The sequence below is a fragment of the Rhizobacter sp. P5_C2 genome (assembly GCF_054049715.1).
In genome coordinates, this window is the sequence record NZ_JBFULV010000009.1 from 81,319 (window position 1) to 102,026 (window position 20,708).

The 20,708-nt window shown below is 69.6% G+C and carries 22 protein-coding genes; 17 read left to right on the top strand and 5 right to left on the bottom strand.

Annotation, left to right across the window (positions count from 1 at the left end):
• Window positions 1-191: 191 nt before the first annotated feature.
• The 11 genes from ACXJLU_RS05090 to ACXJLU_RS05140 all read left to right on the top strand — a co-directional run bounded on the left by ACXJLU_RS05090 (window position 192) and on the right by ACXJLU_RS05140 (window position 9,854).
• On the top strand, window positions 192-899 hold the full coding sequence (locus ACXJLU_RS05090; protein WP_457329377.1) for an energy transducer TonB: 708 nt from the start codon (window positions 192-194) through the stop codon (window positions 897-899).
• A complete protein-coding gene (locus tag ACXJLU_RS05095) occupies window positions 896-1,648 on the top strand; it encodes a MotA/TolQ/ExbB proton channel family protein (protein ID WP_073465186.1) in 753 nt (250 codons plus the stop codon). Before ACXJLU_RS05090 ends, ACXJLU_RS05095 begins: the two co-directional genes overlap by 4 nt.
• Before the next feature lie 15 nt (window positions 1,649-1,663).
• Window positions 1,664-2,089 (top strand): ExbD/TolR family protein, encoded by a 426-nt coding sequence (locus ACXJLU_RS05100; RefSeq protein ID WP_457329378.1) that lies wholly within the window; start codon window positions 1,664-1,666, stop codon window positions 2,087-2,089.
• On the top strand, window positions 2,086-2,250 hold the full coding sequence (locus ACXJLU_RS05105; protein WP_457329379.1) for a hypothetical protein: 165 nt from the start codon (window positions 2,086-2,088) through the stop codon (window positions 2,248-2,250). The genes ACXJLU_RS05100 and ACXJLU_RS05105 overlap by 4 nt, the downstream gene beginning before the upstream one ends.
• Window positions 2,251-2,383: 133 nt before the next feature.
• Complete coding sequence (locus ACXJLU_RS05110; protein WP_457329380.1) at window positions 2,384-4,708, top strand: catecholate siderophore receptor Fiu; 2,325 nt, start codon at window positions 2,384-2,386, stop codon at window positions 4,706-4,708.
• 7 nt (window positions 4,709-4,715) lie between these two features.
• The gene (locus ACXJLU_RS05115) at window positions 4,716-5,396 is read left to right on the top strand and encodes a Fe2+-dependent dioxygenase (protein WP_457329381.1); all 681 of its coding nucleotides are present in this window, start codon (window positions 4,716-4,718) and stop codon (window positions 5,394-5,396) included.
• A complete protein-coding gene (locus ACXJLU_RS05120) occupies window positions 5,396-6,031 on the top strand; it encodes a PepSY-associated TM helix domain-containing protein (RefSeq protein WP_457329382.1) in 636 nt (211 codons plus the stop codon). The genes ACXJLU_RS05115 and ACXJLU_RS05120 overlap by 1 nt, the downstream gene beginning before the upstream one ends.
• Before the next feature lie 32 nt (window positions 6,032-6,063).
• Entirely contained in the window at window positions 6,064-6,582 is a 519-nt protein-coding gene (locus ACXJLU_RS05125) for a DUF2271 domain-containing protein (protein ID WP_457329383.1), read from the top strand.
• Window positions 6,583-6,592: 10 nt separating this feature from the next.
• The gene (locus ACXJLU_RS05130; RefSeq protein ID WP_457329384.1) at window positions 6,593-7,441 is read left to right on the top strand and encodes a DUF4198 domain-containing protein; all 849 of its coding nucleotides are present in this window, start codon (window positions 6,593-6,595) and stop codon (window positions 7,439-7,441) included.
• Between the two features lie 8 nt (window positions 7,442-7,449).
• On the top strand, window positions 7,450-8,484 hold the full coding sequence (locus ACXJLU_RS05135; RefSeq protein ID WP_457329385.1) for an FAD:protein FMN transferase: 1,035 nt from the start codon (window positions 7,450-7,452) through the stop codon (window positions 8,482-8,484).
• On the top strand, window positions 8,481-9,854 hold the full coding sequence (locus ACXJLU_RS05140; RefSeq protein WP_457329386.1) for a sulfite reductase subunit alpha: 1,374 nt from the start codon (window positions 8,481-8,483) through the stop codon (window positions 9,852-9,854). The genes ACXJLU_RS05135 and ACXJLU_RS05140 overlap by 4 nt, the downstream gene beginning before the upstream one ends.
• Here ACXJLU_RS05140 and ACXJLU_RS05145 read toward each other — a convergent pair.
• Window positions 9,848-10,267 (bottom strand): ribbon-helix-helix domain-containing protein, encoded by a 420-nt coding sequence (locus ACXJLU_RS05145; protein WP_457329387.1) that lies wholly within the window; start codon window positions 10,265-10,267, stop codon window positions 9,848-9,850. The two genes, ACXJLU_RS05140 and ACXJLU_RS05145, sit on opposite strands and share 7 nt — an antisense overlap.
• A gap of 75 nt (window positions 10,268-10,342) precedes the next feature.
• Window positions 10,343-10,921, bottom strand: coding sequence for a DJ-1/PfpI family protein (locus tag ACXJLU_RS05150; RefSeq protein WP_073465176.1), 579 nt, complete (start codon window positions 10,919-10,921; stop codon window positions 10,343-10,345).
• A gap of 304 nt (window positions 10,922-11,225) precedes the next feature.
• Here ACXJLU_RS05150 and ACXJLU_RS05155 point away from each other — a divergent pair, with 304 nt between their 5' ends.
• Window positions 11,226-11,660 (top strand): SWIB/MDM2 domain-containing protein, encoded by a 435-nt coding sequence (locus tag ACXJLU_RS05155; RefSeq protein ID WP_457329398.1) that lies wholly within the window; start codon window positions 11,226-11,228, stop codon window positions 11,658-11,660.
• Between the two features lie 47 nt (window positions 11,661-11,707).
• On the opposite strand, the gene ACXJLU_RS05160 is transcribed toward ACXJLU_RS05155, so the two are convergent.
• Entirely contained in the window at window positions 11,708-14,050 is a 2,343-nt protein-coding gene (locus ACXJLU_RS05160; protein WP_457329388.1) for a hybrid sensor histidine kinase/response regulator, read from the bottom strand.
• Between the two features lie 207 nt (window positions 14,051-14,257).
• On the opposite strand from ACXJLU_RS05160, the gene ACXJLU_RS05165 reads away from it, so the two are divergent.
• Both ACXJLU_RS05165 and ACXJLU_RS05170 read left to right on the top strand, forming a co-directional pair.
• Window positions 14,258-14,803, top strand: a complete 546-nt coding sequence (locus tag ACXJLU_RS05165; protein ID WP_457329389.1) for a hypothetical protein — start codon at window positions 14,258-14,260, stop codon at window positions 14,801-14,803.
• A gap of 54 nt (window positions 14,804-14,857) precedes the next feature.
• Complete coding sequence (locus ACXJLU_RS05170; protein WP_457329390.1) at window positions 14,858-15,016, top strand: hypothetical protein; 159 nt, start codon at window positions 14,858-14,860, stop codon at window positions 15,014-15,016.
• Between the two features lie 12 nt (window positions 15,017-15,028).
• Here the strand turns inward: ACXJLU_RS05170 and ACXJLU_RS05175 are convergent, their stop codons facing one another.
• Both ACXJLU_RS05175 and uvrA read right to left on the bottom strand, forming a co-directional pair.
• A complete protein-coding gene (locus ACXJLU_RS05175; RefSeq protein WP_457329391.1) occupies window positions 15,029-15,634 on the bottom strand; it encodes a 2-hydroxychromene-2-carboxylate isomerase in 606 nt (201 codons plus the stop codon).
• 67 nt (window positions 15,635-15,701) lie between these two features.
• Window positions 15,702-18,656 carry an excinuclease ABC subunit UvrA gene (uvrA, locus tag ACXJLU_RS05180; protein ID WP_457329392.1) on the bottom strand — a complete coding sequence of 985 codons (2,955 nt, stop codon included), beginning with the start codon at window positions 18,654-18,656 and terminating at the stop codon, window positions 15,702-15,704.
• 129 nt (window positions 18,657-18,785) lie between these two features.
• Here uvrA and ACXJLU_RS05185 point away from each other — a divergent pair, with 129 nt between their 5' ends.
• From ACXJLU_RS05185 to ACXJLU_RS05195, 3 genes are all read left to right on the top strand, one after another.
• The gene (locus ACXJLU_RS05185) at window positions 18,786-19,493 is read left to right on the top strand and encodes a GntR family transcriptional regulator (RefSeq protein ID WP_457329393.1); all 708 of its coding nucleotides are present in this window, start codon (window positions 18,786-18,788) and stop codon (window positions 19,491-19,493) included.
• Window positions 19,490-20,458: a Bug family tripartite tricarboxylate transporter substrate binding protein gene (locus ACXJLU_RS05190; RefSeq protein ID WP_073465170.1), complete on the top strand. Its 969-nt coding sequence runs from the start codon at window positions 19,490-19,492 to the stop codon at window positions 20,456-20,458. Before ACXJLU_RS05185 ends, ACXJLU_RS05190 begins: the two co-directional genes overlap by 4 nt.
• 10 nt (window positions 20,459-20,468) lie before the next feature.
• Window positions 20,469-20,708: MmgE/PrpD family protein (locus ACXJLU_RS05195; protein ID WP_457329394.1), on the top strand; the 240-nt coding region annotated here is incomplete at its 3' end.

Genomic DNA, 20,708 nt, shown 5'->3' on the forward strand with positions numbered 1-20,708 from the left:
GCCCGGCGGAGCCGGTTCCACGAGGGCCGCTTGATGGATCGGCCCCGCCATGGCGGGGCCTCTTTTTTTGGTGTGCGTGCTCTGTTCCGGGTGGCTTCAACGGCAACCAATGAGAATCGTTCTCGTTTGTGTTAAAGTTTTTGAAGTAGTTTGAAGTTGCCCTCGCAGTACCCGCACCCCACCCCTCCACCATGGCCGCCGTTCCCGTCTCCGCGACGCATTCGCCGTTGCCGCCGCTCAGCCGTCGGCCGGTGCGCACCGACGGGCTGTCGCGGGCGCAATTGCGTGGCGTGGTCGCAGCCATCGCCGCGATCCACCTCGGGGCCGGCTGGGCGATCCTGCAGGTGCCTGCGGTGCGCGAGGCCGTCGTGCAGGCCGCGCCGATCTTCGTCAACCTGATCGCGCCGCCGGCACCGCCCACGCCGCCGGCCCCGCCGCCTCCGCCCGTCAAGCCGGTGACGCGAACCCCGCCGCCGCCGACCCCGCTGATCACCACCGCGCCGTCGCCTGCGCCGGCCGCCTTCGTCGCGCCGCCTCCGCCGGTCGAGCCGCCGCCGCCCGCGCCGGTCGCCATAGAAGCGCCGCCGGCCCCGCCCGCGCCCCCGGCGCCACCGAAGCAGATCCCGGCCTCGGCCGTGCGCTACCTGAAGGCCGAGCCGCCCGAGTACCCGCGCGCGTCGAAGCGCCTGAAGGAAACCGGCGCCGTCGTCGTGCGTGTCTGGATCGACGAGGCCGGCGCGCCGCAATCGGTGCAGATCGGCAAGTCGTCCGGCTACCCGCGGCTCGACGAGGCCGCCGTCGACGCGGTGCGCAAGTTCCGCTTCGAGCCCTACACCGAGAACGGCCGCCCGACCGCGGGCTGGGCCCTGATCCCGTTGAATTTTGATCTGGAGAAATGACCGTGAACGCAGACGCTGGCTTGGGATTCGGCCACTTCATCGCCCAGAGCGATGTCGTGGGCAAGACGCTGCTCGGCATCCTGGTGCTGATGTCGATCGCGTCCTGGGTGATCATCGTGATCAAGGGCCTGTCGCTGGTCTCGCGCCGCCGTCACAGCCAGACCTTCCTGAACTTCTTCTGGAACGCGACCTCGCTCGAGGCCGTCGCCAACGAGATCACCACGCACGGCGTGCACGACCCGTTCTCGCACCTGACCAGCCATGCGATGCACGCGCAGGTCCACCACGCGAAGTACGGCGCCGCCAAGCTCGAAGAGGCCGGCACCTCGGGCGAATTCGTCACCCGCACCATCAAGAAGGTGCTCGATGAGGAAACCACGCGGCTCGAGAACGGCCTCGCGATGCTGGCCACCGTCGGCGCCACCGCGCCCTTCGTCGGCCTGTTCGGCACGGTGTGGGGCGTCTACCACGCGCTGGTCGCGATCGGCATGAGCGGTGCCGGCACGCTGGACAAGGTGGCCGGCCCGGTCGGCGAGGCGCTGATCATGACCGGCCTCGGCCTCGCGGTCGCGATCCCCGCGGTGATGGGCTACAACTGGCTGACGCGAGCCAACCGCGTGATGTCGTCCAAGCTGGATGCCTTCGCCTACGAGCTGCACACCTTCGTGTCGATGGGCCAGCCGCTCGGCAATGAAGCGGCCCAGCCGGCCAACGTGCGTGCGCTGGCCTCGCGGCCGGTCGCCGCCTGACGCGAGGTCGCCGCCATGGCCTTCGCCAGTTTCGATTCGAAGAACGCCGGCGCGCCGATGGCCGAGATCAACATGGTCCCGCTGATCGATGTGATGCTGGTGCTGCTGGTGATCTTCATCATCACCGCGCCGCTGCTGACCAACGCCGTCAAGCTGGAGCTGCCGAAGGCGAGCTCGCAGGTCAACCAGACGGCGGCCGACAAGGTCGAGTTCGCGATCGATGCCGGCGGCCTGCTGTACTGGAACGGCGAGCTCGTCACGCGGCCCGAGGCGCAGAAGCGCTTCACCGCCGAGAGCGGCAAGCAGCCGCAGCCCGAGATCCACCTGCGCGCCGACCAGGCGGTGGCCTACCGCTACGTCGCGCAGACGCTGGCCGATGCGTCGAAGGCCGGCCTGACCAAGGTCGGCTTCGTCAGCGAGCCGGAGGCCGCGCAGCCATGAGCGCCACCTTGCGCGTGTGGGCCTGGCCGGCCGGCTTGGCGGTACTGAGCGCCGTCGGCCTGCTGTCGGCGCTGCTCGGCGATGGCGCCTGGGATGCGTTGTCGTGGGCCGCGCTCGGCCTGCCGATCGCGGTCGCTTCCTGGTACGCACTGCGACGCTGACACGAATTTCTCCATCCAGCCGGCGCCGGTCTCGGGCCGGCTGTTTTTCTGCCTGATTCCGTCGAACCACCACCGATCCCAGCCAGCCATCGGGCCAGCCAAGACAACACAAAAACCTCTCCAGGAGCACCCCTTGGCCTACATCAAGAGCCGCAAGCACGCGGCAAGCAAGACATCCGCGTTGGCTCAGATCGGCCTGATGGCCGTCGCATTGCCGGTGGCCGCCCAGACGGCGCTGGTCTCTGACGCGCCGAAGAAGCCCGACGCGCCGGAGACGACGCTGCCGGCGCTGCGCGTCACCGGCCAGACCGGCAGCGACTTCAAGGCCGACAACGCGTCGAGCCCGAAGTTCACGCAGCCGCTGCTGGACACGCCGCAGACCATCACCGTGATCAAGAAGGAAGTGCTGCAGCAGCAGGTCGCGACCACGCTGGCCGAGGCGCTGCGCAACACCCCGGGCATCACGATGCAGCTTGGCGAGAACGGCAACACGACGACTGGTGACTCGATCTTCATGCGCGGCTTCGACACGACGAACAGCATCTTCGTCGACGGCATCCGCGACCTGGGCAACATCTCGCGCGACGTGTTCAACATCGAACAGGTCGAGGTCATCAAGGGCCCGTCGGGCTCCGACAACGGCCGCGGCGCGTCGTCCGGCTACGTGAACCTGGTGTCGAAGACGGCGACCCGCGAGGCCTTCAACAACGGCACGCTGACCGCCGGCACCGACAACCGCCTGCGCGCCACCGCCGACCTGAACCGGCCGCTGGACCTGGGCATCCCCGGCTCCGCATTGCGCCTGAACGTGCTCGCGCAGGACTACGGCACGCCGGGCCGCGACGAGGTCAAGAGCAAGCGCTTCGGCTTCGCGCCGTCGCTGGTGCTGGGCCTCGGCACGCCGACGCGCACCACCCTCAACTACCTGTACGTCGACCAGAAGAACCGCCCGGACGGCGGCGTCACCACCTACGGCCAGGACGGCTACGTCTTCGGCGCGCTGCCGGTCGGCCCGGCGGTCGACTCGAAGAACTACTACGGCTCGCTGGACGACTACGACGACGTCACGCTGCACATGTTCACCGCGCGCATCGAGCACGACTTCGGTGGCGGCGTCACGCTGCGCAACACCTCGCGCCTCGGCCACACCGAACAGGACTTCCTGCTGACCGGCGTGAATGGCGTCACGTTCACCGGTGGCCAGCTGACGGTGCAGCGTTCGCGCCAGGCGCGCCACCAGACGAACGAGATCCTGACCAACCAGACGAACCTGTCGACCGAGTTCGCCACCGGCGCGGTCAAGCATTCGCTGTCGAGCGGCTTCGAGTTCATCTACGAGAAGCAGAACCAGGCCAACGCGCAGACGCTGACCGACGTGAGCCGCAGCGGCACGACGCTGCCCACCACGCCGCTGTCGCAGCCGCGCGCCGACGTGTACAACCCGAGCACCGGCGATGTCTTCCTGACGCCGCCGTTCAAGGGCGCCTACACCAACGGCAACACGCTGAGCGCCGCCGTCTATGCCTTCGACACGCTGACGCTGAACGAGCAGTGGCTGCTGAACGGCGGCGTGCGCTGGGAGAAGTTCCACACCGAAACCAACAGCGCCACCTTCACCGCTGCCTCGAACACCGGCGTGACGCCCGTCACGGCCGAGAGCCTGGCGCAGAACGCGCCGCTCTCGCTGACCGACAACCTGGTGAGCTGGAAGCTGGGCGCGCTGTTCAAGCCCACCAAGGACGGCAGCGTCTACCTGACCGTGTCGAACTCGTTGCAGCCGCCGGGGGGCGCCAGCTTCTCGCTGAACGCGTCGTCGACCAACCAGGCCTCGCCGCTGGCCGATCCGCAAGAGGGCAGCAACATCGAGCTCGGCACCAAGTGGGACCTGTTTGGCGGCAAGCTGTCGGCCACCGCGGCCATCTACCGCAGCGAGAACAAGAACGAGCTGGTCTCCGATGGCGCCGCCGTGCCCACCTTCGCGCAGATCGGCAAGCGGCGCGTCGACGGCGTCGAGCTGGGCCTGGTCGGCCAGGTCACGCCGGCGCTGAACCTGAGCGCCGGCCTCGCCTACATGGACCCGAAGATCATCCAGGGCGTGAAGCAGGGCGCCAATGCCAACGACGGCGGCGTGATCGTGTTCTCGCCGAAGGTGACCTTCAGCTCGTGGGCGTCGTACAAGCTGCTGGACGTGCTGACCGTCGGTGGCGGCGTGCGCTACGTCGACACCGTGGCGCGCAACAGCAACACCACGGCACCGACCAGCAACCTGCTGAACACCAAGTCGTACTGGGTGGCCGACATGATGGCCGCCTACGATCTCAGCAAGAATGTGTCGCTGCAGCTGAACCTGAATAACCTGTTCGACAAGGAGTACATCGCGTCCTTGAACAACGGGGGCTCGCGCTACAAGCCGGGTGAAGCACGCAACGTGCTGCTGAGCGCCAACCTGAAATACTGATGCCGCCATGATGCTCCACGTGCCCGGCGTGCTGACGCCGTCCCAGGTCGCCGAGATCCGCGAGGCCCTCGATGCGGCCGACTGGAACGACGGCCGCGAGACGGTCGGCGCGCAGGGGGCGCAGGTCAAGCGCAACCGCCAGCTGCCCGAATCCGGGCCGCTGACGCAGCGCTTCGGCGCCGTCATCCTGGCGGCGCTGGAAACGCATCCACTGTTCGTCTCGGCGGCGCTGCCGCTGCGCTACGTGCCGCCGCTGTTCAACCGCTACGAGGGCGGCGAGCAGTACGGCCTGCACGTCGACGGCGCGGTGCGCGGCGTGCCGGGCACCAGCCTGCGGCTGCGCACCGACCTGTCGTGCACGCTGTTCCTGGCCGACCCCGGCGACTACGACGGCGGCGAGCTGGAGGTGATGGACACCTACGGCGCGCACGAGGTGAAGCTGCCGGCCGGCGACCTGATCCTGTACCCGTCGAGCAGCCTGCACCGCGTGCTGCCGGTCACGCGCGGTGCGCGGGTCTGCTCGTTCTTCTGGCTGCAGAGCCTGGTGCGCGACGATGCGCAGCGCGGCATGCTGTTCGAGCTCGACCAGACCATCCAGCGGCTGCGCGAGCAACATGGCGACAACGCTGAGCTGCTTGCGCTGACCGGCCACTATCACAACCTGCTGCGGATGTGGTCCGAGGTCTGATGGACGCCACGCCCGCCGCCGCCCCGGCGCCGCAGCGCGCCTACTGGCTGAAGACGCTGCACCAGTGGCACTGGATCAGCTCGGCGCTGAGCCTGGTCGGGCTGCTGCTGTTCACCGTCACCGGCTTCACGCTGAACCACGCGTCGCAGATCGAGGCGAAGCCGCAGGTCACGAAGCGCGCCGCGCAGGTGCCGCCGGCGTTGCTGCCGCTGGTCACCGCGAAACCGGCCGACGACAAGCAGCCGCTGCCGCCGGCGCTGGCCGCGTGGGTCGAGCAGAGTTTGTCGATCGAGGTGGCCGGCCGCGCGGCCGAATGGTCGCCCGAAGAAATCTACCTGCCGCTGCCTCGCCCCGGCGGCGATGCCTGGCTGCGCATCGACCGTGCGGAAGGATCGCTCGAATACGAGCGCACCGACCGCGGCTGGATCTCGTACCTGAACGATCTGCACAAGGGCCGCCACACCGGCAGCGCCTGGAGCTGGTTCATCGACCTGTTCGCCGCGTCGTGCCTGGTGTTCTCGGTGACGGGGCTGTTCATTCTGAAGATGCATGCCGCCAAGCGCCCGAGCACCTGGCCGGTGGTGGCCGGCGGCCTGGTGCTGCCGCTGCTGCTGGCGATCCTGTTCATCCATTGATTCCGATTCCCCGATCTTCCAGAAGGACCCCCATGAAACTGAGCTATTCGATGGCGATGGGCGCCGCCGCCGCGCTGGCCGCACCGGCCTTCGCGGCCGACGCGAACCTGAAGCTGGAGCTGCCGCAGCTGAGCGTGGCCGAGTACCACAAGCCCTATGTCGCGGTGTGGGTCGAGAAGGCCGCCGACCAGGGCTTCGCGTCCAACGTCGCGCTCTGGTACGACCTGAAGAAGCGCGACAACGGCGGCGCGAAATGGCTGAAGGACATGCGCAGCTGGTGGCGCAAGAGCGGGCGCGAGCTGCAGACGCCGATCGACGGCGTCACCGCCGCCACCCGCTCACCGGGCGAGCATGTGCTGGGCCTGTCGAACGCCAAGGGGCTGGCCTCGCTGCCGCCGGGCAGTTATCAGTTGGTGGTGGAAGCCGCCCGCGAGAACGGCGGCCGCGAGGTCGTGCGCCTGCCGTTCGACTGGCCGGTGAAGACCGCCCAGACCGCGAAGGTGCAGGGCGAGCATGAACTCGGCGCCGTGTCACTCGACCTCAAGCCTTGAGGAGCCCCGCATGAAAACCTTCCACCGATCGATGCTCGCACTGCTCGCCGTGGCCGCGCTGTTGCCCCTCTCCGCGCAGGCGCACCGCACCTGGCTCGTGCCGTCGGCGACCGTCGTCAGCGGCCGCGAGGCCGCCGTCACGGTCGACGCCGCGGTCTCCGAAGACCTGTTCGAGTACGACACCAATGCGCTCGTGCTCGACAAGCTCAGCATCGTCGCGCCCGACGGCAGCCTCGTCGCGCCGGAAAACCTCGTCGCCGCGCGCCGCCGCAGCAGCTTCGACGTGAAGCTCGCGCAGCCCGGCACCTACCGCATCGTCAACTTCAGCGAGAGCGTGTTCGCGAACTACAAGCTCAACGGCGAGCAGAAGCGCTGGCGCGGCACGGCCGACGCGATGGCCAAGGAGATCCCGGCCGACGCGACGGAGCTGCAGGTGACGCGCATGCAGAGCCGGGTCGAGACCTGGGTCAGCAACGATGCGAAAGGGGAAAAAGCGGGCGACAAGGCGGCCACGAAGCCCGCCGACAAGGCCTTCGCGCCGCAGGGTGCCGGCCTCGAGTTCGTCCCGCTGACCGCGCCGACCGACCTGAGCGCCGGCGACAGCTCCAGCTTCCGCGTGCTGCTCGACGGCAAGCCGGCCGCCAACCTCGACGTGACGATCCTGCGCGGCGGCAACCGCTACCGCTACAAGCTCGGCGAGATCGCGCTGAAGACCGACGCGCAGGGCCAGTTCAGCGTCAAGTGGCCGGAGGCCGGGCGCTACTGGATCGGCGTGAGCCACAGCGTGCGCGCCGCCGAAGGCACGCCGCCGACGCGCCGCGTGAACGCCAGCGCGACGGTCGAAGTGCTGCCGCAGTAAAGAAGGCGATGCAGACGGCGCGGGTGCTGGTCCCGCAGCGCATCGCGACCCGTGCGCCGGCGCTCGGCGCGCAGGTGCATGCGCTGCAAGGCGTCACGATGGGCACGAGCTGGTCGGTGCGCGTGGCGGGTCCGCGCGCGCTGGTGCTCGCGCCGCTGGCGCAGGCGATCCAGCAGGAGCTGGACCTCGTCGTCGCGCAGATGAGCCCGTGGGAGCCCGGCTCGGACATCAGCCGCTTCAATCACGCGCCCGCGGGCCGCTGGCAGGCGCTGCCCGAGGCCTTTGCCGAGGTGCTGGCCTGCGGGCTGCAGGTGGCGCGCGACAGCGACGGCGCCTACGACCCGTGCGCTGGCGCGCTGGTCGATGCCTGGGGCTTCGGGCCGCGCATGCGCCATGACGAGCCCGGCTTCGCGCCGCCCGACGACGCGGCGGTGCAGGCCGCGCGCGCCGTCAGCGGTTGGCAGCGGCTGGAGACCGGCCCGCAGGGCGTGCGGCAACCGGGCGGCCTGCGGCTGGACCTGTCGGCGATCGCCAAAGGCTACGCGGTCGACCGCGTCGTGCAGCGGCTCGCGCGCTCGTTCGGACTCGACGATGTGCTGGTCGAGGTCGGCGGCGAACTGCGCGGCGAGGGCGTGAAGCCCGACGGGCAGCCGTGGTGGGTGGCGCTGGAGCCGGTGCCGCGCTGGCACGACGGTGCGTGGCAGGTCGATGCGGATCCGGTGCCGACGCGCATCGCGCTGCACGGCCTGAGCGTCGCGACCTCGGGCGACCACCGGCGCTTCTTCGCCCGCGACGAGCGCCGCTACCCGCACACGATCGACCCGCGCACAGGTCGGCCGATCGCGCACGGCGTGGCGGTCGTGACGGTGCTCGATGCGTCCTGCATGCGGGCCGATGCGCTGTCGACCGCGCTGACGGTGATGGGGCCGCAGGCCGGCCTGCCGTGGGCCGCGCATCGCGGCATCGCGGCCTTGTTCGTCACGCGGCGCGCCGACGGTGGGCTCGACGAGCACGTCACGCCGGCGTTCTCGGCGCTCGAATGACGCCGCTTTCCCGCGCCCTGGCGGCCGGCGCCGTCGCGATGGCCTACCTCGCGTTCTGCGCCTTCGTCGTCTGGCGCGAACGGCGTCGCCGTGCGGCTGCCTCGCGCGATGCCGCTGCCCTCGACCACGCCGATGCGCAGGCCTCGCCGGTGCTCGTCGCCTTCGCGAGCCAGACCGGCTTCGCCGAGCAGCTCGCGTGGCAGACCGCGCGCCTGCTGCACACCGCCGGCGTGCCGGTGCGGTTGCTGCCGCTCGGCGAACTGCGGCCCGACGAACTGGCGCGCACCGAGCGCGCGCTGTTCATCGTCAGCACCTACGGCGAGGGCGACGCGCCCGATGCGGCCTCCGCGTTCGCGCGCCACATGGCCGAGGGTGGCCAGCCGCTGCCACGCCTGCACCACGCGGTGCTGGCGCTCGGCGACCGCAGCTACGCGCAGTTCTGCGGCTTCGGCCGCCGGCTCGACGCCTGGCTGCAGGCGCAGGGCGCGACGCCGCTGTTCGAACGCATCGAGCTCGACAACGAGGATGCGGCGGCGCTGAAGCAGTGGCAGCAGCAGGTCGCCCACCTCGCCGGCACGATCGACGTGCCCGACTGGCAGGCGCCCGGTTTCGACGCCTGGCGCCTGGTCGAGCGGCGCGTGCTGAACGACGGCAGCAGCGCCGCGCCGGTGTGTCACCTCGAACTCGAGCCGGCCGACGGCACGCCGCTGCCCGACTGGCAGGCCGGCGACCTGGTGCAGGTGCAGGCGCCGGGCGACCCGCAGCGCCCGCGCGAGTACACGATCGCGTCGGTGCCGTCGGCCGGCCGGCTGCACCTGATGGTGCGGCAGGAGCGGCATCCGGATGGCGGCCTGGGTGTCGCGTCGGGCTGGCTGACGACACACCTGCCCGTGGGCGAGCGCGTGCCGCTGCGGCTGCGCGCGCACGGCAGCTTCCGGATCGGCGACAACGCGGCGCGTCCGCTGGTGCTGATCGGCAACGGAACCGGCCTGGCGGGCCTGCGAGGCCACCTGATGGCCCGCGCAGGGCAGCAGGCACCCATGGCCTGCTGGCTGCTGTTCGGCGAGCGCCAGGCCGCGCATGACGCGCATTACGCCGCCGACACCGACCGCTGGCAGGCCGACGGCGTGCTCGCGCAGGTCGACCGCGTGTTCTCGCGCGACCAGCCGGCGCGCCGCCACGTGCAGCACCGCCTGCTGGAAGAAGCCGATCGATTGCGCGAATGGGTGGCCGATGGCGCAGCCATCTATGTGTGCGGCAGCCTCGAGGGCATGGCCGCCGGCGTCGACGAGGCGCTGGCCCAGGTGCTCGGCGCCGACCAGCTCGCCGCGCTGGCCGACGCCGGCCGCTACCGCCGCGACGTTTATTGAGCGTGCAGTTCGTAGCCCGGATGCAATCCGGGTCCCGGCTTGTCACCGGAGCTGCGAGACGGTGTGGCCCAACTCGGCGGCAGCCGATCCAGGACTTCCCGCGCATCGAGCGAGCGGATCGGCACGCTGTTGTCGACCGGAATCCGCTGGTGCGCCTGCAGCGCCATGTAGCGCAGCGCGCTGACGCGCAGGAACGACGCGAAGTTGCCGACCTCGCCACGCGCCGCGACGAGCTCGTCGTAGAGCCGCTCCAGCAGGTGCGTGACGCTCATGCCGTCGCGCGCGCCGATCTCGGTCAGCACCTCCCAGTGCAGGTTCTCGAGCCGGATGCTGGTCACGACGCCATGCAGGCGGACCGAGCGCGTGCGCGATTCATAGGACGACGGATCGGCGCGGATGAAGACTTCGCACATGGTCGTGTTCCTCGATGCGGCGGAGCGGGGCGCCATCTTCGGCCGATCCCCGGCCCGCTGCAACGAGGGGTTTCTTCAGTGCTGGATGCGCGTGCCGAGCACCGTGAGGAACTGCGCCAGCCAGGCCGCATGCGCCGGCCAGGCCGGTGCGGTGACGAGCTTGCCGTCCGTCACCGCCTGGTCGACCTCGATCGCCGCGTAGCTCGCGCCGGCCAGTTCCACCTCGGCCGCGCAGGCCGGATAGGCGGACACGCGCTTGCCGCGGATCACGCCGGCCGCCGCGAGCAGCTGCGCGCCGTGGCACACCGCGGCGATCGGCTTGTCGGCGCGCGAGAAGTGCTGCACCAGCGCGATCACCTGCTGGTTCATGCGCAGGTATTCCGGCGCGCGGCCGCCGGGGATCAGCAGCGCGTCGTAGTCCTCGCCCTTCACCGACGCGAAGGTCGCGTTCAGCGTGAAGCGGTGGCCGGGCTTCTCGGAGTAGGTCTGCTGGCCTTCGAAATCGTGCACCGCGGTCATCACGAAATCGCCGGCCTTCTTGTCCGGACAGGCCGCATGCACCGTGTGGCCGACCATCTGCAGCGCCTGGAACGGCACCATGGTCTCGTAGTCCTCGGCGTAGTCGCCGACCAGCATCAGGATCTTCTTGCCCATCGTTCGTCTCCTTCACAAGGACGGCAGCGCACCATGCGGCACCGTCGAAACGCATTCTCGGAAGCGCTCGATGCGCACGGGTAACAGCCCGCTGCGACACCTCGAGAGCGCGCAGGTGAGGCTCACAGGCGACAAAACATCGCGCGAAGGCGCATGAATGCGTGTTTCACCTATGAAAACTGCTTCTCAATGCAGCACTCTCGCAGTAGTATTCGCTCCGCACGTGGACCTGGAGAACCGAGAGCTCATGCGGCTCTCACCCAACCCGGGCACATCAACAACGTTATTGATGGAGAAATTCAACATGGCAACTGCGAAACCGCCCGCTCGGAAAGCGGCTCCTGCAAAGAAAGCGGCACCGGCCAAGAAGGCTGCACCCGCGAAGAAAGTAGCGGCGAAGAAAGCCGCGCCGGCCAAGAAGGCCGCTCCCGCCAAGAAGGCAGCGCCGGCCAAGAAGGCCGCTGCGAAGAAGGCCGCTCCGGCCAAGAAGCGCACCCCGAACGCTGCCTTCATGAAGGCCATGACCCCGAGCCCGACGCTGGCCGCCGTGATTGGCGCCAACCCGCTGCCGCGCACGGAAGTGACCAAGAAGGTGTGGGAGTACATCAAGAAGAACGACCTGCAGGACAAGGCCAAGCGCACGATGATCAACGCCGACGCCAAGCTGAAGGAAATCTTCAAGAAGGCCCAGGTCTCGATGTTCGAGATGACCAAGCTGATCAACTTGCACCTGAAGTAAATCAGGTTCAGTTCACTTCAAAAAGCCGGCGCTTGCGCCGGCTTTTTTCATGGCCCGTCGGGTGGTTCCATCGCCTTCGCGACGGCGTCCAGCACGCGCGCCACGTTGATCGGCTTGGTCCAGTAGTCGTCGAAGCCGGCCGCGAGCGCGGCGTCGATCTGCGGCTGCATCGCGTCGGCCGACAGCGCGATGCAGCGCAGCCCGGCGGTGCGCGCGTCGTCGCGCAGCCGGCGGATCAGCGCCAGGCCGCTGGTGTCCGGCAGGTTCATGTCGATCAGCAGCAGGTCCGGCGCCTGCTCGCGCGCCGCCGCGAGGCCGCCGGCGCCATCGCTCGCGACGCTCAGCCGCCACTGCGGGCGGCCCTTGAAGACCTCCTGCATCAGCATCACGTTCAGCGGCTCGTCCTCGATGTAGAGCACGTGCTTCAGCGCGGCAGCGGGCGTTGCCGGCGGCGTGGTGGGTAGCGCGGCGGCAGCGGAGGCCTGCGCCGCCTGGCCGGCCGGCAGCAGCAGCGTGAAGGTCGAGCCCTCGCCCGGCGTGCTGCGCAACAGCAGCTCGCCCTGCATCGCCGCCGCCAGCGTGCGCGCGATCACGAGCCCCAGGCCGCTGCCTTCGATGCGGCGCTGCTCGGCCCCGAGCCGGTTGAACGGCTGGAACAGCTGCAGCTGCTGCGCGGTGGTCAGCCCGTCGCCTTCGTCGCTCACCGCCACCGTCACGCGCTCGCCGTCGCACTGCAGCGCCAGCTGCACGGTGCCGCCGGGGCGGTTGTACTTGATCGCGTTCGACAGCAGGTTCAGCAGCACCTGCTCGACCGCGCGCGCATCGGCCGTCGCCCAGCAGCCGGTGGGCTGCTGCGGCGCGAGCAGCCGGATGCCGGCGTTGTCGGCCAGCGGCTGGATCATCGCGAGGCAGCTCTCGACCGCGGCGGCGAGGTCGACCGGCGCCGGCTTCAGCGAGAAGTCTTCCTGCTCGATGCGCGCCAGGTTCAGCACGTCGTTGATCAGCTCGAGCAGGTGGCGGCCGGCGTGCATCACGCTGTCGATGCGGCGGCGCTGGTCGGGCGCGAGCGGGTGCAGGCGGTCCAGCGACATCAGCTGCGCGAAGCCGAGGATGCCGTTCAGCGGCGTGCGCAGCTCATGGCTGACGCGCGACAGGAACTCGCTCTTCGCGCGGTTCGCCTGCTCGGCGGCCTGCTTGTCGCGGCGCAACTGCTCCAGCGCCGCCTGCTGCGTGATGTCGCGGCAGGTGCCGACCAGGCCGTCGACCCGGCCGGCGGTGTCGTGCGTGCAGCGCGCGAAGAGTTCCAGCATCGCCGGCACGCCGTCGGAGCGCAGCAGCCGGTAGCGGGTCTCCAGCCGGCCGTCGGTGGCCAGCGCGCGCTGGATCGCGGCCTCGGTGGCGGCCCGGTCGTCGGGGTGCACCGCCGCGATGAAATCGGCCAGCGTGTGGTGCGCGAGCGGCCACGGCTGGCCGTGGTTCGCGCACGCGCGGCGGTCGAAGGCGACCTCGCCGCTTGCGAGCGCGAACTGCGCCACGCCGATGCCCGCGGCCTCGGCGGCCATGCTCCAGCGCTCCTCGCTGCCGCGCAGCGCGATCTCGGCCTGCTTCTGCGCGGTGGTGTCGGCGGTGAAGCCGTGCCACAGCGTCGAGCCGTCGGCCAGCCGCTCGGGCATCGCGCGGGTTTCCATCCAGCGCACGCTGCCGTCATCGCGCACGATGCGGTAGCTGCGCTGCCACGGCGACAGCGCGCGCGCCGACGCCTCGATGCTGTCGAGGTAGCCGCGCTGGTCGTCGGGATGCAGCAGCCGGAACGGCACGGTCGGGTCGCCGCCGTTGCCGTCGCGCGGCGGCTCGACGCCGAACAGCTCGCGCGAGGCGTCGCTCGCATACGGGTAGCTGACGGTGCCGTCGGGGTGCAGCTGGAACTGGAAGATCACGCCCGGCACCTGCGACGACAGCTTGCGCAGCAGCTCGGCCTGCGCATGCGCCTGGCGCTCGGCGGCGATGTGCGCCGAGACATCGCGCGCGGTGCCGCGGTAGCCGGCGAACTGCCCCTGTGCGTCGAACACCGGCACCGCGCTGCGCGAGATCTGCAGCACGCCTCGGTGGGTGTGCTTGTCGGTCAGCACGCGGGTGATCGGCCGGTGCTCGTGCAGCAGCTGGTGGAAGCTGCGCCCGCCGGGCAGCGGGTGCGCCAGCTCGTCGAGCAGTGGCGAATCGGCGATCTGCCGGCCGATCATCGACTGCGGCGGCACCCCGGTGATCGCCTCGAACGCGCCCGAGACCCAGGTGTAGCGCAGCTGCGCATCGGTCTCCCACATCCAGTCGCCCGAGGCACGCGCGAAATCGAGCAGGCGCGTGCGCTCCAGGTCGGGCGATGGGGGGTGCATGGCGGGCATTGTCGAGCAGCGCCGTGCGGCACTCAAGCCGCTTGAACCCGCGGCGCCGCCATCGGCGGCAGCTTGTCACGCGGCCATGCGCGCGGCTGTAGGGCATCTCCCACACCCGCAAATTGAGTTGTCCGGCAGACCGGCCGAGGGGCGCTGCCTAAGCTTGCCGCACCGGCTTCAGGCCATTTCGTTCGAGGAGATATCCAAATGACCAAGCAACAATCGCTGTCGTGCATCACCGCTGCCGTCGCTGCACTGATGTTCAGCACCGGCGCCTTCGCCGCCGACAAGACCGCCTACGACCAGGCCAAGGCCTCGGCCAAATCGACGTATGAAGCGGCGCACAAGCAGTGCGAATCCTTGTCGGGCAACGCCAAGGACATCTGCGTCGCCGAAGCGAAGGCGGCTCGCGTGAAGACCGAGGCGATGGCCGAAGCTGACTACAAGGGCACCGCAAAGGCGACCTACAAGGCGAAGGAAGACATCGCCGAGGCCGACTACAAGGTCGCGAAGGAGCGTTGCGACGACAAGGCCGGCAACGAGAAGGACGTCTGCGTGAAGGAAGCCAAGGCCGTCGAGACCAAGGCCAAGGCCGATGCGAAGGCCGAGCGCGACACCAAGAAGGCGAATGCCGAAGCCACCGACGACAAGAAGACGGCGGCGTACAAGGCCGAAGCCGAGAAGTGCGATTCGCTGGCCGGTGACGCGAAGACGGCCTGTGTGACCAGCGCCAAGGCCAAGTTCAACATGTGATGACGGGTGCGCAGGCCGGCCGCGAGGCCGGCGGCGTGCCGACCGGAGGCCACCATGAGTTTCTTCATTGCTGCAACCATCACCGTCGTCACGGCGGTCGGCCTCCTGGTGGCGCTGATCGCGCTGCTGCTGCAGCCGAACGTCGAGGAGTTGATCCAGGGCAACTGGGTCACCGACGCGCCGGACGCGGACAGCGCGGTCCGCAACGGCTAGGCAAGGGCTGGCTCAGCCTTGCTGCAGCCGACGCTGCACGAAATCGAGCCGGTCCTGCCCCCAGAAGATCTCGCCGTCGATCACGTAGCTCGGCGCGCCGAACACGCCGGCGGCAATCGCGGCCTCCGAATCCTGCTCATAGCGCTCGTGCACCGCCTGCGAGTGCGCGTCGTCCATGCGCTGCGCCGGCAGCCCCTGCTCGGTCACGATGGCTTGCAGCACCGCCAGGTCGGCGATGTTGCGTTCTTCCACCCACACCGCCCGCAGCACCGCCGTCGTGATGCGCAGCGCCGCCTCGGTGCCGTCCTTCATGTCGACCGCGATGATCAGCTGCGACGCATCGTCGCTGTTGACCGGAAAGTACTTCGGCTGCAGGTTGATCGGCTGGTTCAGCCACGCGCTGAAGCGCTTCAGTTCGACCAGCCGGTAGGCCTGGCGTTGCGGCGCGCGCTTCGACAAGGGCAGGCCGCCCGACACCGGGAACACCTTGCCGCCCAGGTCGACCGGCAGCACGTTGACCTTGGCACCCGCGGCTGCCGCGATCTCGCAGAAGCGCTGGTGGCCCAGGTAGGTGTAGGGCGAGTGCGGGGACAGGTAGTAATCAATCGTCTGGCTCACGGCAGGCTCCTCTCGAAGGGCTGCAGTCTAGCCACGTCCGGTGACGCCGTTGCTGCGGGTGTTCCCGTCACTCGGCCAGCAGGGGTTTCAGGTACTGCCCGGTGAAGCTCGCCGGGTTTGCTGCTATGTCTTCCGGTGTGCCGCTGGCCACCACCATGCCGCCGCCGGCGCCGCCCTCGGGGCCCATGTCGATCAGCCAGTCGGCCGTCTTGATGACGTCCAGGTTGTGCTCGATCACGACGATGGTGTTGCCGGCGTCGCGCAACTGGTGCAGCACGCGCAGCAGCAGGTCGATGTCGGCGAAGTGCAGCCCGGTGGTCGGCTCGTCGAGGATGTACAGCGTGCGGCCGGTGTCGCGCTTGGACAGCTCCAGCGCCAGCTTGACCCGCTGCGCCTCGCCGCCCGACAGCGTGGTCGCGCTCTGGCCGAGCCGCACGTAGCCGAGGCCGACGTCGAGCAGCGTCTGCAGCTTGCGCGCGATGTTGGGCACCGCGTTGAAGTACGCATGCGCGTCCTCCACCGTCATCTCCAGCACCTCGGTGATGTTGCGGCCCTTGTAGAGCACCTCCAGCGTCTCGCGGTTGTAGCGCTTGCCGTGGCACACGTCACAGGGCACGTAGACGTCGGGCAGGAAGTGCATCTCGACCTTCAGCACGCCGTCGCCCTGGCAGGACTCGCAGCGCCCGCCGGCCACGTTGAAGCTGAAGCGTCCGGCGCCGTAGCCGCGCTCCTTGGCGGTGTTCATCTCGGCGAACAGCTCGCGGATCGGCGTGAACAGTCCGGTGTAGGTGGCCGGGTTGCTGCGCGGCGTGCGCCCGATCGGGCTCTGGTCGACGTTGATGACCTTGTCGAAGACGTCCAGGCCCTCGATGCTGTCGTGCGCCTCCGGCTCGGCATGGCTGCCGTAGAGCTTGCGCGCGACCGCGGCATACAGCGTGTCGTTGACCAGCGTGCTCTTGCCCGAGCCGGACACGCCGGTCACGCAGGTCAGCAGCCCGACCGGGATCTCGACCGTGACGCCCTTCAGGTTGTTGCCGCGCGCGTTGACGATGCGCAGCGACTGCGGCTCGGCGGTGTCCTGTACCCGGTGGCGCTGCGTCGGCACCGCGATGCGCAGCACGCGCGACAGGTAGCGGCCGGTCAGCGATTCGGCGCTGGCCGCCACCGCGTCGGGCGTGCCCTGCGCGATCACATGCCCGCCGTGCACGCCGGCGCCCGGGCCCATGTCGATCACGTGGTCGGCCGCGCGGATCGCGTCTTCGTCGTGCTCGACCACCAGCACGCTGTTGCCGATGTCGCGCAGGTGGCGCAGCGTGCCGATCAGGCGGTCGTTGTCGCGCTGGTGCAGGCCGATGCTCGGTTCGTCGAGCACGTACATCACGCCGGTCAGGCCGGACCCGATCTGGCTGGCCAGCCGGATGCGCTGCGCCTCGCCGCCCGACAGCGTGTCGGCGCTGCGGTCCAGGCTCAGGTAGTTCAGGCCGACGTCGTTCAGGAACTTGAGCCGCGAGCGGATCTCGCGCACCACCTTGTCGGCGATCTCGGCCTTGGCGCCGCGCAGCTTCAGGCTGCCGAAGTAGTGCAGGCACTCGCGCAGCGTGAAGTGCTCGACGCGGAAGATCGGTTCGCCCTTCTCGTCGCTGCCCTCGCCCTGCAGGAACACGTTGCGCGCCTCGCGCCGCAGCCGCGTGCCTTCGCAGTCGGGGCAGGGGCGGGCGGCCTGGTAGCGCGCCAGGTCCTCGCGCACCGCGGCCGAGTCGGTTTCCTTGTAGCGCCGCTCGAAGGTCGGGATGATCCCTTCGAACGGGTGCATGCGCTTGACGCTGCGCGAGCGGCTCTTGCCGGTACCGCTGCCCTCGCTCTCGTAGACGAAGGCGATGTCCTCGTCGCCGGAGCCGTACAGCAGCACCCGCTGGCCCTCCTTCGGCAGGTCCTCGAACGGCGCGTCGATGTCGAACTTGTAGTGCTTCGCGACGCTCTCGAGCAGCGAGAAGGTGTAGCCGTTGCGGCGGTCCCAGCCCTTCACCGCGCCGCTGGCCAGGCTCAGCGACGGGAAGGCGACGACGCGTTCCGGGTCGAACGCGGTGACCAGCCCCAGCCCGTCGCAGCTCGGGCAGGCGCCGACCGGCGAGTTGAACGAGAACAGCCGCGGCTCGAGCTCGCTCAGCGAGTAGCTGCAGATCGGGCAGGCGAACTTGCTCGAGAACAGGTGCTCGCGGCCATGGTCCATCTCGAGCGCGACCGCGCGGCCCTGCGCGATGCGCAGCGCCGCCTCGAAGCTCTCGGCCAGGCGCTGGCGCAGCCCGCTGGCGGCGGCGTCGGGCTGCACCTTCACGCGGTCGATCACGACGTCGATGTCGTGCTTCTCGGCCTTCTTCAGCTTCGGCAGCTCGGTGGCCTCGTGCGTCTGGCCGTCGATGCGGAAGCGGATGTAACCCTGCGCCTGCATCTCGGCGAACAGGTCGGTGAACTCGCCCTTGCGGTCGCGCACCACCGGCGCCAGCACCATCAGCCGGGTGTCCTCGGGCAGCGCGAGCGCGGCGTCGACCATCTGGCTGACGCTCTGCGCCTGCAGCGGCACGTGGTGGTCGGGGCAGAACGGCGTGCCGGCGCGGGCGTACAGCAGGCGCAGGTAGTCGTGGATCTCGGTGACGGTGCCGACGGTGGAGCGTGGGTTGTGGCTGGTGGCCTTCTGCTCGATGCTGATGGCCGGGCTCAGGCCCTCGATCACGTCGACGTCGGGCTTGTCCATCAGCTGCAGGAACTGGCGCGCATAGGCGCTCAGGCTCTCGACGTAGCGGCGGTGGCCCTCGGCATACAGCGTGTCGAACGCCAGGCTCGACTTGCCCGAGCCGCTCAGCCCGGTGATCACCACCAGCTTGTTGCGCGGGATGTCGAGGTCGATGTTCTTCAGGTTGTGCGTGCGGGCGCCGCGGACGCGGATCAGCTGCAGCTCGATCGAGGCGTCGGCCGGGGGGGTGGTCACCGGATCAGGGGGAACGGGAGGTCGAGGCGCAGGCATCGGATCGCAGGCACGAAACCGGACATCATAAAGGCGCAGCGTGTCGCGGCCCCAGGGCGGGGTTCCGCCGAACGGGGGATGCTGACAAACCCCCGCTGGCTCGCCGACCATTTCGTATACGATATACGAATGCTGCCCTGGACCGCTTCCGCCACCGCCGATCGCCTCAACGATGTGCGCGACACCTCCCTCGCCAAGCTGGTGCGCGACGACGTGCTCGAGCTGATCCTGCATGGCGCGCTGCTGCCCGGCCAGCGCATCAACGAGCCCGACATCGCGGCCCGCCTGAAGGTCTCGCGGGTGCCGGTGCGCGAGGCGCTGCGCGAGCTGGAGAGCTCCGGCCTGGTGGTCTCGCGCAAGAACGCCGGTGTGTTCGTGCGCCAGCTCGAGGCGATCGACGTGCGCGAGCTGTACGAGCTGCGCGAGATGCAGGACGGCTATGCCGCGTCGCGCGTCGCGGCGCTGCCCGCCGCGCGGCGCCAGCCGCTCGCGCGCCGTCTGGAGGCTGCTATCGGCGTGATGAACGCCTCGGTCGACAGCGGCGACGCGCAGGCCTATTACGCCGAGAACCTGAAGTTCCACTGGGCCATCGTCGAGGCGGTCGGCAACCGGCAGTTGCTGGATGCCTACCGCGGCGTGATCCAGCGCCTGCATGTGGCGCGCCTGACCAACCTGTCGGGCGACGCCGGCCGGCGCATCTCGATCGCCGAGCACCTGCAGATCGCGAAGGCGCTGCGCCAGGGCGATGCCGCCGCCTGCGAGCAACTGGCCCGTGCCCACGTCACCGACGCGCATGCGCGCCTGATCCCCACACAACAGACCGGAGACACACGATGAAACGACGTTCGCTGCTGCACGCCGCAGCCCTTTCGGCGCTGCCCGCCTTCGCGCAGGCCCAGTCCAGGTTCCCGAACAAGCCGCTGCGCTACATCGTGCCGGTGGCCGCCGGCGGCGGCAGCGACATGATCGGCCGCACCGTCACCGAACGCTGGGGCGTGCTGCTCGGCCAGACCATCGTGGTCGACAACCAGGGCGGCGGCGGCGGCGTGATCGCCGGACAAACCACCGCGCACGCGGCACCCGACGGCTACACGCTGATGCAGGGCTATGTCGGCACGCACGGCACCAGCCCGGCCACGCGCAAGCTGCCGTACGACGCGGTCAAGGACTTCACGCCGATCGGCATGATCGGCGCCACGCCCAACGTGCTGGTGGTCAACGCCCAGCTGCCGGTGAAGACGCTGAAGGAGTTCATCGACTACCTGAAGAAGAACCCCGGCAAGGTCGCCTACGGCTCGGCTGGCCCGGGCTCGCTGACGCACCTGACGATGGAGCTCTTCAAGCAGCAGGTGGATTCGTTCATGGTGCACGTGCCGTACCGCGGCATCGCACCGGCCTTCACCGACCTGATCGGCGGGCAGACGCAGGCGATGTTCCCCGGCCTGGCCGCCGCGATGCCGCACCTGCGCAGCGGCAGCGTGCGCGCGCTGGCGGTCACCGGCACCAAGCGGCATCCGCAGGCCAAGGACGTGCCGACGCTCGAGGAATCCGGCTTCAAGGGCTTCGACGCGATGCAGTGGTACGGCGTGGTCGGACCGGCCGGCATGCCGGAGACTATCGTGCGCCAGCTCAACGAGACGCTGGCGACGGTGCTGAAGGCGCCGGACCTGCGCGAGAAGCTGGCCGTCGAGGCGGTCGAGCCGACGCCGATGACGCCGGCGCAGTTCGGCGACTACATGCGCAACGACATCGCGCGCTGGGCCAAGCTGGCCAAGGCGCGCAACATCCAACTCGACAACTGAAGAGACCGCCATGGCCCGCAACACCCAGGTCGCCGCCGACCACAACGCCCCGCCCATCACGCAGATCCTCGCCCGCTTCGTCGCCGAACACCCGTCGCGCGGCTGGAGCGATGCGGTCGACCACGAGGCGCACCGCACCTTTCTGAACTGGCTCGGCTGCGCGGTCGGCGCGGCCCGCCACGAGGCGGCCGATGCCGCGCTGGCGGCGGTCGGCATGCTGCAGCCGGCGCCGCAGGCCACCGTGCTCGGC